Raw genomic sequence first — 13670 nt, forward strand, 5'->3', positions numbered from 1 at the left:
GCACGTCGGCGCAGCTCAAGCGGGTAACGGGAAGGTCGTGCCATGACTCGATCCTTTCATGAAATCGAGCCTCCACCTGACCCGGGGCGGTTCACTCGGCTTCGAGCCAGCCCAGCCGTGCCGCCTGGAAGCCCAGCTGCACGCGATTCTGCACCTTCGCGACGTCCATCAGGTGCCGGACCCGGCGCTGCACCGTCCGAAGGGAGCTGCACAGTTGGGCGGCGATCGCTTGGTCGGTGAGACCGGTCAGCGACAGGCTGAGGATTTGTGCATCCAGATCATCGATGGCGGACGCGTTCTGCAAGGCACCTGCGGAGGTGACAAACTGCGTCGCTCTCTCCCATTCGGACTCGAACAGTGCTATTAGCGCGTCGAGCAGGCTGCTTGCGTGCACGAGCAGGGCTCCCGCCGGTGCGGCATTGGCCGGACCGAGGAGTGGAACAATGGCGAACTCGCGGTCCACGATGAAAAGTTTCAGTGGCAACGTCTCAGCGATTCGGACCTCCTCTCCTGCGGCCCCCGCCTGGACGATCTCGTCGAACGACGGGGCTCCCTCGTCGAGCATCGCGCGTTCGAGCATCTCGCGTTCGAGCATCACGCGGTAACGGACGCCGCGCGCGATAACAGCGCCGTCGGTCACGTTGCCGACCGAAAAGACCGGCGCCTTGACGAAGTTCATGACCTCTTTCCGTGCGCCGAGTTGTATTTGTCCGACGCGCTCGCGGATGGCCTCGGTGCCGTGGATCACATCGATGACGTCGCCGACGCCGCGCCCGAGGGCCGCCGCGCGGTAGATTTCGTCGAGGGAGTCGAGCTCGAGTTCCGCCAGCTTGAGCTCGTTCTGTCGCTGGACCAGGAGTGCCCGCAGCGCCGCCGCCGGTGGGGAGGCCACGAACCGGGTGGTATCCCCGAGGCTGCGCGTGGCGAGTCCCCGGCCTTCGAGCATGCCGAGGATGCGTACGACCTGGCGGGCGTCGCAGCCGACGGACTCGGCGAGTTCGGCGGGCGTGGCGGAGGCCACCGAGATGAGCGTGCGGTAGGTCTCCGACTCTGCGGGGGTTAGTCCCAGCACGTCTGACAGCATGGTGCTCCTCCGCCTGTTTTCCGGCCCTGGCCATTCAGCTGGGTTTGATTCCCTGATAACCGGATAGCAAACTGGCGGCTTTCTGTGGCTGCCGGCTGGGAAGGGCTGATCGGGCACGCGGGGACGGTGCTGCTGAGGGTGTGTGCGGACCGGCTCTCAGGCAGCAATCCACACAAACCCGCCACCTCACGCCTGATCCACACCCACTGCCACCGTCGGCTGTCCACCGACACCGGCCAGAGGTCAGCACTTCTGCCCGCCCGCGAGCCCACGGGGCTTACTTGAGCCGGTTGCCCGAAAATCGGGCACGGCCGGTTCTGCGGGGGGTCGCTGCAGCAATGCAGCGGCCCTACCCGACGAGATCTACTTCTCCGTCGTGCAGCGCAAGGTCCGGACCTGGCGGCGGAGCTCGTCGTGGACGCGGTCCCAGGTGCCGTCCCGGCGCCACTTGGTGAACCAGCGGTGGGCCGCGTCCCAGGGCATCAGGTCGCGCGGGAGCATCCGCCACTGGCAGCCCGAGCGCAGCACGTAGAAGAGCGAGTCGAGCACCAGCCGGTCTGCGTACTCGCGCACCCCGCCGCCTTCTCGCAGGTCACGTACGGAAGGAGGGGCTGGATGATCTCCCACATCTCATCGGTCAGGCTGGACAGATAGCACGGGCCGCTGACGGCCTCGGAGTTGTCGCACTGGCACACACCACGTGATCATTCCGGGGCCGTCGCCATGCCCGGAGGGCAGATCACGACCGTCACGCTTCACCCGTGATCAGCCACCCGACAGGCTCTTGGCCGAAAACGCGAGAGACGGCCGGGGCGAAACTCACGTTTCGCCCCGGCCGTGGCCGTTCCGGGTTGGTTCACCGTTTCATCGGTTCTCCTCAGCGCAGCTGGTACGCCTTGGGAATGGTCTGCTTGACGGTGTTGCCCGCACTGTCGGTCGCGGTGATCCGCAGTGCGACTCCTTCGGGAGCCTTGTCACGCTTGGGGTGCTTGATGCGCGCGGTGAAGGTGTTCTTCCCGTCGGCCTTGGTGCTCACCGGCTGCCAGGTCTTGCCGCTGTCGAAGCTGGCCTCCGCCCGCAACTTGCTCACGGTCGGCGGCGTGCTGAGCCGATCCTGGTAGTAGCCGGTGACGGTGATGGAGTGAGGCTTGTTGGCCTTTACGGTGTTGTCCAGGTCCAGGCCCAGGTCGTACCGCAGGAAGATGAGCGGCTCCGGACGGCACGCACCGGGATCCTTGACAACGACGTCCGCGATGCACGGCTGTGACGTCGGCGTGTCGGACTTGGTCGGCCGGTCGGAGGTGTACTCCCACGCGGTCTTGACCCCGTTGGTCTCCGCCTGGAACGTGTAGCGGGCCGATTCCGCAGGCAGGTCGTACGAGATGACGTCGGCCTTGCACCCCACCAGCGCGAGCATCGCTACGGCTGCCGACGCCGCCAGTTTCACCTTCCGGCGCCGCCTCGATGGCTCGGCCGCGTTCATCGGAGCAGTCTCCTTTCTCATTTCGGTCATCACCGCCCGCTCCTCGACATCAGGTCCGACGCGTTGCCGGGCTCGCCGAGCTGGAAGACGTACTCGACCGGGTTGAGCTTTTGCTCGAGTTCCTGGCCGGCGTCGTCGAAGAGGCCTACCTTGCAGGCGGGGGGCTCACAGCCCGGGGTCCCGTAGATCCACTCGGCGATACCCTCGTCGTTGAGCATGCCCATCATGGCCTGGCGAGCGCCACCGCTGCCGGTCTGGTACAGGGTGGGCCAGAAGCGGTCGCCCTCCCGGCAGCCGGCGCACGGCAGGCCGGTGTCGGCGGTGAAGCCCGACTTGGTGCGGACCTGGGGCACCGCGCCGGGAAGGGACGGACCCTCGTTCCAGTCGATCGTGTTCTTCTTGCCGAGCGCCAGGTCCTGAGTTTCGCCCAGGCCCCCCTGACGTGCCACGGGCGGCGCGACGTAGTCCCTGACGGACATCTCGAAGCGGTCGATCGCGTCGTCGTTCCGCGGCCCGACCAACGTGGTGAACTGCCGCTGACTGTCCGGCTTGGGCAGCAGGCTTTCCTCTGTCACCGGGCCGGACTTCGTCATCCGGTTCCAGCTGAAGTGGGGAATCGCGCCAGGCTTGTCGGCGTGGAAGCGGTGATCGACGCGGTCGAGATCCTCGGACTCGACCTGGTACGGCAGGTTGCCGGGAACCCGACCGGGGGAGTCGAAGGCCAGAGCGTAAGCCTTGGACACTTCGCGGTTGCCGCCGAGTTCGATCTGGACGCCGGACTTCGCTCCGCCCTCGATCCGCTTGATCAGCGTGGCGGCCTGGGCCGGGGGCACGGTCACGATCGGCAGCGCTGCGTACGGGTCGACCGGCGGGCAGCTGTCGGGACCGTTTTCGCACCTGTACTGCCGCCACGACTCGTACTTCAGCAGGGCGACCCGATCGGTTTCGCCGGTCACCAGCACCCCGACCGCGCCCTCGGCGGCAGCCGCCGCCACTCGCTCGCGCAGTGCGGTGAAGTCGCAGGTCGTCTCGCAGATGTCGGTCGGCTTCAGCAGCACCAGCGCACCCTTGGCATCGACCTTGGCGAGTTCCTCAGCCGAGCCGGTGCCCGCGTAGACGACGGACTTCTGCCCGTTGACGGGCAGTCGGGGAATCGCCGACCGCACAAGGTAGCCTTCGGGCTTCCCGTCCTTCATCCACCTCTGGCCTCCGCCGTTGATGGTGGTGTCCGGTGTCGCGTAGCGGGCGTCCAGGTCGAACGCGTCGCCGTTCCCCGCGACCTTCATCGTCACTGACGGCGGTACCAGGACATGCCGGCTGAAGAAGTCGAGCGTGCCGAGGCTGACCTCACCGGTGGTCGGCAGTGCCCACCAGCCCGGCTCACCGGGACCGTATTCGGTGGCCAACGACGCCGTGATCCCCCAGTCTCCGTCCACGGAGGTCCGATCGGTCTTGAAGAGTGCCGAGTATGTCTCGGTTCGCTCCGGGGTGTTCACACGGACGGGCTTGAGCTTCCGAAGGTCCAGCTCCACCGTGGTCGCCCCGGTGACCTCCACCTCCGGCACCATCGGTGCGGACTTCTGCAGCTCACCGGCCGCGTCCCGCCACGTCACCGCGAGGGCCGCCGTGACAGTGCCGGTGAAAACCCGTGCCTTGATCGTCTCGCCGCCCGGTACCGTCAGCGGGTCCTCGTACAGGCCCAGCTCGTCCTCGTCGACCGGGACGATTATCGCGCTGCCGTACGAGACATCGGTGGCGCCGGCCGGAGGAATGACCTTGATGTTCAGGTCGTGGCGGATCGGCTCCACATAGGTCGAGATCCGCGATGATCCGAGCAGTGTCCCCGCGCCGTCCTCGGCGGTCAGGACGCCGGCGTATGCGCCGTACTGCCCGGAACTGTCCACCACCCTGCCGTCCATGGTGACCGCCACATCGGCCGTGCCCTTGGCGGGCACGGTGACCTGGTCAGCGCCGAGCGTGAACAGCCCCTCCGGTGCGGGCTTGCCCGCCTTGGAAGCCGAGGCGGAGAGCGTAAGAGTGATCGGCTCGTCGGTCCAGTTGGTGTAGGTGACCGTCCTGGACACCGGCGAGTGCGGGTATTCGGCTCGGCCGAAGTTCAGGTTCGCTTCGGCGGTGATCCTCGGATCGACCGCGCGGGCCACGTCCACCCGGCCGGCGCCCTGCGCGAACAGGTCGTGCCCGAGGTCCTTGGAGGTGGCCATCAGCAGCGACTTGATCTGCCGCCCGGTGAAGTCCGGGTGCTGCTGGGCGACGATCGCCGCGGCACCGGCCATATGGGGCGAGGCCATGGAGGTGCCGCTGGCGGACGTGTAGAGCTCGTCCACGGGCTTGCCCATGCCGGTGCCCTTGGCCCGGGCCGCGACGATGGCGACGCCCGGCGCCGAGATGTCCGGCTTGAGCGCGCCGTCCCCGACGCGGGGTCCGCGGCTGGAGAAGCGGGCCATCTGGTCACTCTTGTCCACGGCCGCGACCGTCAGCGCCTCGTCGGCGGCACCCGGCGACCCGACCGTCTCGGCATCCGGGCCGGCGTTGCCCGCGGAGATGACGAACAGGGTGCCGTAGGTGCGGCTGAGCGTGTTGACCGTTGTGCTCAGCAGGTCCTTTCCGTCGGAGGGCGCGCCGCCGAGGCTCATGTTCACCACGTCGGCACCGGACTTGGCGGCCCACTCCATGCCGGCGATGACCGCGGAGCCGGCGCACGAGCCGTCCGGACCGCAGACTCTGCCGATGGAGAGCTTCGCACCGGGCGCCACACCGCGGCGCAGCCCGTCGGAGGCCTGTCCGGTGCCGGCGATCGTGGACGCCACATGGGTACCGTGTCCGTGTTCGTCCACCGGACCCTTCGGGCTGTTGGTGAAGTCAACCGCCTCGGTGATCCGGTCGGCGAGATCGGGGTGGGTGGCATCGACGCCACTGTCCAGCACCGTGACCTTCACGTTCGAACCGTCGTAGCCACGTTCCCAGGCGGCGGGCGCGCCGATCTGCGGTACGGACTGCTCAAGCTGCAGCTTCGTCAGCTCGTCCAGCCACACCTTCCCCACCCCGGCCAGCGGGCCGGTCGCCAGGGAGGCGGCGGACTTGCCGGTGTTCTTCTTCCGCACCTCTCGCCACCACTGGCCGTTACCCTTGATGGTCATCGAGCGGCCGTTGATGCTCGGCAGGACGGTCTTGGCGGTCGTACCGGTGGCGGTCGTCGCCGTCCGGGCCTTGGTCTTCCCGGTGTACGTGGTAATCACCGGGACCTCGCTGGTCTTGCCCTCGGCCGCCCAGTCGGCCAGCTTGGCGAGGTTGAAGAGCTCCCAGTCCAGCACGTCGGCACGGAGCAGCGACAACGCGTCTTCCGGAACGACGTAGACCTGGTCGTTTCTGGTGACGGTGTGAAAGAGAACCGACTCGTTCCCGGGCCGCGTCGCCGGCTCGATCTCGTGGACAACCGGCTTCCCGTCTGCGGTAAGACCGATCTGCACCTTGTCGCCGGTCACCAGCGTCAGTGACAGCTTTGTCTGAGTTCCAGCGGCAGCGCGGAGAAGGTTACTGTCGACCGAAGCGGACTGGATCTGGTTGAGGGCTGCAGGGGTGGAGGGGGCGGGGGTTGGGCCGGTGGCACTCGCCGAGGTCGTCGACATGACCACCCCGAGCATGGTGACGCCGGCGACCGCGGTGACCAATCGCTGTCCCAAATGCCTCATCGCCAGGCCTCCTGAGATGCCGTTCTTTCGGTTTCGCCGTGATGATGGCGTGGGGAATGCACGAGCGCCTCCTACTCGTCGCGACAAGGCAGTCCTTGCCGGATCAGACAGATACTCAGGCTTGGCAGGGACTGAGGCAACGGATGGACAGTGGCGTATTTCTTCCATGCCGCAAACCCGCCACAACAGTCGGCCAACCAACCGGCGGGGAAACACCGCGCCGCCTTGGCGATGCTGGTCGGGCGCGACGGAGTACCGCTTCACGATGCACGGCGAACTCCCCGGTGATACAAACCCCGAAGTATTCCCGGACAGGAAAAAAGCCGCCGACGTCCGCATGAAGCCCAAAGCCGTGAAATCATTGACCAGAAACTCAGATGGTTCTCTTCGAGGGTGTAGCGGACGGGGCCGCCGAAGCGGCCGCGGACAATGTGGGGTTGGCGTTGGCGGCGGTGGAAGAACCTGCCAGTCTCGGCTGCGAGTTGGGTCTGGTCGCGGGCCCGGCTGCTCATGGGCAGGCTGCGTTTGAGGTCGGCGTTGACGAGCTCGTCGGGGCTCAGCTCGGGCGCGTACGAGGGTAGGAAGTGCATCGCGATCCGGTCGGCTTGGTTGGCCGGCTACGCGCGGACCTTGCGGGATCGGTGTGCGGAGTGGTCATCCACCACGAGGTGGATCTTGCGGTTGAAATGGCCGAGGAGCCTGTCGAGGGAGCGGCACATGACCTCCGCGTCGAAGGTCTCGGTGAACACCATGAAGTGCATCCGTTCCTTCGTGCTGATCGCGGACATCGCGTTCACGGAGAACCAGTTGCCACTCCGCCGCACGATGGGAGTGCGGCCCTTCTCGCCCCAGGTACGGCGAGCTTTTCGGCGGCGGCCACTTCGAGCTGGGTGTCGAACTCCTTGGCCCAGGCGGCGTCGGGTTCGGCGTAGCCGGGGGTGGTGTGGTTGGCCGGGGTGCGGCGCCGAGGCGAGCCAGATTCGCCGCCGGCTCGTACCCTCCGGCAACTGGCGTGCAGATTCTGCCCCGGCACGGGCTCTGCTACGGAACGAGCAGGTAGAAGGGCTTTAAATTCCGCCCTTCTCCCAGTTCGTGGTCACGACCAGGATGGTGTCCTTCTGGACGCCCGCACTGGGGGTTAACGCCGGGCTCGACGTAAAACTGCCCCGGGTATCCGACCTTGGTCGAAGGCTCGACCAGTGTCTTCACCGGCCCGTCCGCACACAACACCCGCATCCGTGAGCTCGAAGAGCGCATCCCCGCGAGCGTAAAGAAATTCGTAGAACGTTGTTCCTCAGCACCCCTAAAGCGCGCTTACGTCCCTGACCGCTTTCGTAGGGTCCGAATTTTCCCGCGACGACCTTGGGTACTGACAATCGGTGGGCCGATCAAGGGAAGTAGGTCTCGAGGGTGCCGCGACGCCGGATATCGAGCGTCGCGCAGTGGAACGAGCCACCGAACGGCGCGTAGTGCAGCAGGTCGCACGGGATCGGCTCGAACCCCCATTTTTCAAGCGCGCGCAGCATGTTGGTGTGGTGCCGCTCCGCGATCACCCGCTTGTCGTCGATCACGAGAATGTTCATGCTGAGCCACTTCCCGCACATCGAGGTGATCTTGAGCAATCGCTCGTCGATCGGGTTGGGCTCAGGGGCGATCAGGATGTCCCACGAGCTCAGGATGTCGGGCAGGCGGTCGACGTCGACGTAGTCGGGATTGACCAGTGCCTTGCCGGGCGAGAGCGGAAGGAATGTCGTGTCGATGTGCATGGGCGTACGGCAGCGGCTCTCGATCTCGTGAATGCGATAGCCAGGTCCGAGATGACGGCGCAACCAGTCGATGCCCATTCGGTTGGTGACGTTACTCCGCATAACGAACAGGTCGCGTCCCGCGCGCACGAAGTCCGACGCATCGAACACCGGCTCGAACTCGGTGAGGATGTAGCGCATAGGCTCGCCAACCTCGGGGATACAGAAATCCGCTTCGAACAGTGCGTCAGTGAGCTGCGGCTTCGGTGCCGCAGTCCAGCGTGCGCCACGCCGGAAGTAGTCCTTGAGGATCGCACGATAGGAATGGGTCTCGAAATATCGGCACGGCCATGCCATCGGGGTCTCGATGATCTCATCGCCGATCACGAGCAGGCTGTCACGCGGACAGGTGTTGGAGAAACCGCGCGACGACCAGTCAGGGGTGCCGAAGCGTCGCCTGTGGTCGACCGCTTCCGGGCGTTTGACCGTGATACCGAGCGACCGCAACAGAGCAATGAACTGATCGAGCTCATACTGCGCCGGCTCGATCAGCATACGCGGATACTCGAAGCCGGCGGCAATCCCAAGCAACCGCGCCGCCCATGGGGGGACGTTGCAGGTCACGACCGGATGACTGGAGGGGATCGTCGCATCGTCGAGACGCCCAACGATGATCTCCTCCAGCGGGTCCCACTCGTTGTGTGAATTGACCGGCGAAACGAGAGGTTCCACAGCGTTGGCAGCAGTAGCCAGTGGCGCTGACATTACGCGCAGTCCACAGCCCACGTACAGGCATCGCTGTCTGCCACTGTCGTCAGAATGTCGGACCTCTGCACTACCGCCATTCTCAACCGCCTTCGATCGCAGAAGTCCGACTCGCCATAAACCCGCTCGTACCGTCTGACCACGCGCGCCGCAGCAGCCGCGCACAACACGCCCGCAGAACCCTCCAGGGCCAGCGCTGTGAGAGGTTCCTGAGCCATCGTGGGCAACCTTTCAGGTAGGCATCCGTTTCACACATGCCCGCTTTGCAGGCCATTTATCATCTTTGCCATTTTTTGCCTACCTGGCGGTGCGCCCGGACCGGAAGAGCTCCGGTGCGGGAGGCACGTTCAGGCCAAGACCTCGGCGAGTCCGCGCATCCACCACCGCAGCCACGAGAAACATCGACACCATACGGAGGACGCCCATACCGACCAGGAACGCGATCACGAAGCTGTCGTAGAACGCGAATCCTCGGCGCATCAGCGCCACAGCCGCACACAGCAGCGCGAGTGCCAGGGCGATCAGGCCCGCGACGCTCCCGGCGACGAAACGCGCCCGCGGTCCGCGCACCCCCGGGGTCACCCCCAGCAGGAGCGTGACCTCCACCAGCCCGACGAAGCGCATGATGTACACGTACGTCACCGGATGCAGCGTGCCGTGCACTTGGCGCTCGGTCGTGGCCGGCGGTGGTCACCCCGACGACAGCGGTCGAGTCCTCGCGGAGTACCAACGCCGGCTGCCCGTCGGCACCGCTCCCCTGGCCGGTCCTGCCCTCGTCGGACCCGGTAAGGGGTGCGCCACGGTATTGCGCCGCGTCGACCGCTACACGGAAGAGCGCTCAGTGCCCCGATAGTTGACCTTCACCTTGGGGGAAGCCACAGCATCAGTGGGGCCGGGCGATGTGCTCGGCATGAGGAGGGGCAAGCATGGGATTGCTGACCATCGGGACGTTCGCGAAGGCGTCCCGCCTGTCGCCGAAGGCGCTGCGTCTCTATGACGAGCTCGGGCTGCTGACCCCCGCTCGCGTCGACCCGGTGACCGGTTACCGCCTCTACGCACCGGAACAAGTGGATCAGGCCCGGTTGGTCGCCTGGCTCCGGCGCCTGGGGATGCCCCTGGCCCGCATCCAGCACGTCTGCACGCTGGAGGCAGGCCCGGCGGCCCAGGAGATCCGCGCGTTCTGGGCCCAGGTCGAAGCCGACACCGCCGCACGACGGAACCTGGCCACCTTCCTCATCGACCACCTGTCCTGGAAGGACCCAGCCATGTCCCCGACCGCAGAGCCCCTGGGAATTCGTTACGCCGCCCTTTCCGACACGGGCCTGGTCCGCGAGAGCAACCAGGACACCGCCTACGCCGGGTCCCGCCTGCTCGCCGTCGCCGACGGCTACGGCAGCGGAGGAGCCCCCGCGAGCGCGGCCGCCGTCGACGCGCTCAAGCACCTTGAAACGGACAGCATCCGGCCGGGCAATCTCCTCAACGTCCTCGAAGACGCCATCGAACAGGCCAAGCAGGCCGTGGACGGCGTCGCCAGGACCGGCTCTTCACCCGAAGAAGCCGGCACGACACTCACCGCGATGCTCTGGACCGGATCGCAGCTGGCCCTCGTCCACATCGGCGACTCCCGCGTCTATCTCCTGCGTGACGGAGAGCTGTTCCAGATCACGCACGACCACACCATGGTGCAGTCGATGGTCGACGAAGGACGCCTCACCCCGGGGGAAGCCGCCTCCCATCCCCAGCGGTCGCTGTTGATACGAGCCCTGGGTCAAGGAGCCGATGCCATCCCCGACATGCGTCTTCACGACGCCCAGCGGGAAGACCGATACCTGCTCTGCTCCGACGGTCTGTCGACCGTGGTGCCGACCGAAGAAATCCGACGGGTGCTCTCCGAAGGCAGGGAGCCCGAGCAGGCAGTCCGCGAACTAATCGCCCTCGCCAACGGCTCCGGCGGCCCCGACAACGTCAGCTGCGTGGTCGCCGACGTCATGGAGCTCCAGCAGTAGGAGCAAGCGGCATGCACTTCGAGTTGCACCAAGTCGCTCCCAGGAAATCTTCCGTGAAGCCGACAAGTACCGACTCACCCGACAAGCCAGGAGAGCCGAGCCGGCTCTCCGAGCCATGGTAGCCAGCACATCGCGACCGACTCCGCGGCGCCTGCTGGCTTGGCCCCGCAGGTGAACGACCGCGCTGCCTGCAGTTGAGCGGGCCACCAGCCGCCAGCCTGTTTCGCACAACCGTAGGCACCGCAGGTCGGAGCCTCACCCGGCCGACGGTTATCTGGGACAGGACATGTCCTGACGACTGGTGGGTGGTGGCCTCTGCCGCCCAGTCGGTGCCGGGTGACACGTCGACGAAAAAGAGAGGTGGAGCGTGGCGGCACGAACGGTTCGAGGAGGTGGTGACGTGCTCTGCTTCGGGTCAGCGGCCATGCTCTTGGTGATGGGCGCCGGCCGACCGTGCTGCCCGCGGCGTTCCTCATAGGCCTGCTCGCCAGGTCGCGCAACCGGAGGCCGCTCCCGCAGACCGGCCCGGCCCGGTCCATGTGGCCGGTCCCGTCTCGAGGCCCACGCACTGGGACAGCTCTACACGAAGGACACAGGTGGATCTTTCCGGGCGTCGACGTCACCGCCCACCGCGGCCGGGTGCTCGGCGTCCTCGGCCCCAACGGCCGCGGCAAGTCCACCCTGCTGCGTCTCCTCGCAAACCGGTCTCCGCGTCGGACCTGCGCAACCAGGCCCGGGTCTCCCGCAGCAGCCCCGTCTCCGGAATACAGATACGGATGTCGTCCGGGCCGAGCACCAGCACCGCGGCGTCGGCCAATACGCCGGGATCAATACTGGATTAATGCCGGCTCTCCAGCAGATCCTTGAGCTTCTCCAGGTCGGTCCGGACTCTGTCCTCGATCGCATGGACCTGGGCGAATCCCTTCGGGCCGCCGAAGGTCGCCCGCACGGTGTCCGGGTCGTACTCCAGCCGGACTTGCAGCTGGGTGTGCTTGTCGTCCAGCGGGTTCACGGAGAAGGCGGCTTTCAATTCCGGGCTGTCCACCGTCCAGTCCATCACCTGGCCCTTGCCACGATCGGCAATGCGAGTCTCGAAAGCCTGCTCGTCGTCCCCGATCCGGACGTCGAGATGGGCTCGGCTGCTGCCGTGCGCAGCGGCGCTCTTCACGCCCTCCATGAACATCGGGTACTCATCGATACGGTGCAGCTGCGCCCAGACCTCCTGCGCCGGGACATCGACGTTGACCTGTTCTTCGAGCCTGCTCATCGGGAGCCTCTCTTCCCGGCCCGGCCGCCCGGGCCATCCGTACCTCCAGCCTGCTCTACTGCCCGTCCCCCGGCCACCCAGCCCGGTTCCGGCGCTGCGTGTGATTCAGGATTCAGGGAGTTTCGCCGGACCAGTACCAGCGGTTTTGGTCGCTGGGGCGCGGGTCGTACATCGCCCTCCCGCCGGGGCCGAACCGTCCGAGCTCCGTCATCAGGGCGACGCCAGTGTCAATCCCGTCCTTCGCCCAGCCGGTGATGTCGAGCAGCAGTCCGTCCAGCTCCCCGCCGGTCAGGTCGACGCCCGGGGCGTGGCCGTATACGCGGCCGCGCAACATCCAGCCGCCACCGAAAATGCGGGCTTGCTCACCCATGGTCACCTTCGGCTTGCCCGGGTCAGGTCCGTCGGCGGAGCAGGCCGCGGAGCTCGCCCGGCTCCTGGCCGCGGTCACGTCACCCCGAGCCGCCGCCAGATCGGCCAGGACCTCCGGCAGAGCGAGGTCGTCGATCGCGGCGACGGGGAAGGCAGGCGGCTTCGCCCCGGCGGGCGAGGCCGGTCGGCGCGGGTTCGCCGACGAACATCCACCCCACGTCGTCAGCGAGATCCGGTAGATCCGCGCGGAGGCCGGCCCGGCGGGCGAATTCCAGATCCGGTGAACGGCCCCGCGCGGCTCCGTTCTCCACGTCGAGCCCGGTGACCAGGTGGACACGATCTCCCCTGGGCTGGCGGAACGACGATTCATGACGCGCCTCGAACCGGTGCCAGGACTACTCCGGTACGGGTGCCTCGCCGGATACCGCAACGCCTGCCTGGCGGAATTCGTTCAGGGCGGCAGCTGTTGTGTGCGGGGCAACCCCGACCGCGTAGTCGAGGCGTACGCGTGCGCGGAATCCTGACGCGACGGCATCCAGGGCGGTCGCGCGCACGCAGTGGTCCGTCGCAATGCCCACCACATCGACATCCTCGACCCCAGCAGCCAGTCCGCCAGGGATGTTCCCTCCGCGTCCGCGCCTTCGAAGCCGCTCTTGGAGGCACTGTGGGCGCCCTTGAAGAAAACGGCGTGCACCTTGCCATCCGTGACGACAGGTGCGAAGTGGGGATGGAATTCAGCGCCTTCGTTTCCTGCCACGCAGTGGACGGGGAAGCTGTCCTGGAAGTCCGGGGTCTCGGAGAAATGGCTGCCCGGATCGATGTGATGATCCCGGGTGGCCACAACATACTGGTAGTCACCCGCCGCGCTCTGCTCAACCAGTTCCGCGATCGCCGAGGCGATCCGCGCGCCTCCCGCGACGGGAACGCTGCCTCCTTCGCAGAAGTCGTTCTGCACATCCACGACGATCAAGCCTCGGCTCATCACGAACACCCTTCAGAGCTATGGAACACAGGAAAGAACCGCTTCGGAAACCTGAATCAGCCCGAGGTGCGGGCACCGGTGACGCCGGGCACCCGGGACGGAGTCTGCGCTACGCGACCGGGGTGTACGACACGACGGTGTCCGCGGTCCGTCAGCAACAACCACAACACCGTTGCGTTAGCGCCGTGGGCGGCTATTGAGGCCGTGGGTGAAGAATGCGACGGTGGTGTGGACGGTGTAGTTCTGGGCCTTCTGAGGG

The 13670-nt window shown here is 66.6% G+C and carries 10 protein-coding genes and 2 pseudogenes; 2 read left to right on the top strand and 10 right to left on the bottom strand.

The features are described 5' to 3' along the window. Window positions 1–91 precede the first annotated feature (91 nt). The 7 genes and pseudogenes from ACZ3IC_RS33185 to ACZ3IC_RS33215 form a co-directional block, all read right to left on the bottom strand. Window positions 92–1084, bottom strand: coding sequence for a helix-turn-helix domain-containing protein (locus ACZ3IC_RS33185; protein WP_467422327.1), 993 nt, complete (start codon window positions 1082–1084; stop codon window positions 92–94). A 363-nt stretch (window positions 1085–1447) separates the two neighbouring features. Continuing rightward, on the bottom strand, window positions 1448–1711 hold the full coding sequence (locus ACZ3IC_RS33190; protein WP_467422312.1) for a transposase: 264 nt from the start codon (window positions 1709–1711) through the stop codon (window positions 1448–1450). Between the two features lie 250 nt (window positions 1712–1961). Then, window positions 1962–2597, bottom strand: a complete 636-nt coding sequence (locus ACZ3IC_RS33195) for a hypothetical protein (RefSeq protein WP_467422314.1) — start codon at window positions 2595–2597, stop codon at window positions 1962–1964. Continuing rightward, a complete protein-coding gene (locus ACZ3IC_RS33200; RefSeq protein ID WP_467422317.1) occupies window positions 2597–6277 on the bottom strand; it encodes a S8 family peptidase in 3681 nt (1226 codons plus the stop codon). Before ACZ3IC_RS33200 ends, ACZ3IC_RS33195 begins: the two co-directional genes overlap by 1 nt. 260 nt (window positions 6278–6537) lie before the next feature. Next, window positions 6538–7284, bottom strand: a pseudogene (locus ACZ3IC_RS33205) (transposase). A gap of 381 nt (window positions 7285–7665) precedes the next feature. After that, window positions 7666–8787 carry an amidinotransferase gene (locus tag ACZ3IC_RS33210; protein WP_467422319.1) on the bottom strand — a complete coding sequence of 374 codons (1122 nt, stop codon included), beginning with the start codon at window positions 8785–8787 and terminating at the stop codon, window positions 7666–7668. 297 nt (window positions 8788–9084) lie between these two features. Then, on the bottom strand, window positions 9085–9429 hold the full coding sequence (locus ACZ3IC_RS33215; RefSeq protein WP_467422321.1) for a hypothetical protein: 345 nt from the start codon (window positions 9427–9429) through the stop codon (window positions 9085–9087). Window positions 9430–9713: 284 nt separating this feature from the next. On the opposite strand from ACZ3IC_RS33215, the gene ACZ3IC_RS33220 reads away from it, so the two are divergent. Further along, window positions 9714–10793: a MerR family transcriptional regulator gene (locus ACZ3IC_RS33220; protein ID WP_467422323.1), complete on the top strand. Its 1080-nt coding sequence runs from the start codon at window positions 9714–9716 to the stop codon at window positions 10791–10793. Window positions 10794–11330: 537 nt separating this feature from the next. Further along, window positions 11331–11660: an ATP-binding cassette domain-containing protein gene (locus ACZ3IC_RS33225; protein WP_467422329.1), complete on the top strand. Its 330-nt coding sequence runs from the start codon at window positions 11331–11333 to the stop codon at window positions 11658–11660. Here ACZ3IC_RS33225 and ACZ3IC_RS33230 read toward each other — a convergent pair. The 3 genes and pseudogenes from ACZ3IC_RS33230 to ACZ3IC_RS33240 form a co-directional block, all read right to left on the bottom strand. After that, on the bottom strand, window positions 11632–12060 hold the full coding sequence (locus ACZ3IC_RS33230) for an SRPBCC family protein (RefSeq protein WP_467422324.1): 429 nt from the start codon (window positions 12058–12060) through the stop codon (window positions 11632–11634). The two genes, ACZ3IC_RS33225 and ACZ3IC_RS33230, sit on opposite strands and share 29 nt — an antisense overlap. 112 nt (window positions 12061–12172) lie before the next feature. Then, window positions 12173–12394, bottom strand: a complete 222-nt coding sequence (locus tag ACZ3IC_RS33235) for a hypothetical protein (protein ID WP_467422330.1) — start codon at window positions 12392–12394, stop codon at window positions 12173–12175. A 430-nt stretch (window positions 12395–12824) separates the two neighbouring features. Further along, a pseudogene (locus ACZ3IC_RS33240) lies at window positions 12825–13411 on the bottom strand (isochorismatase family protein). Window positions 13412–13670: the final 259 nt, after the last annotated feature.

This window comes from Streptomyces sp. NPDC002958 (assembly GCF_055563255.1).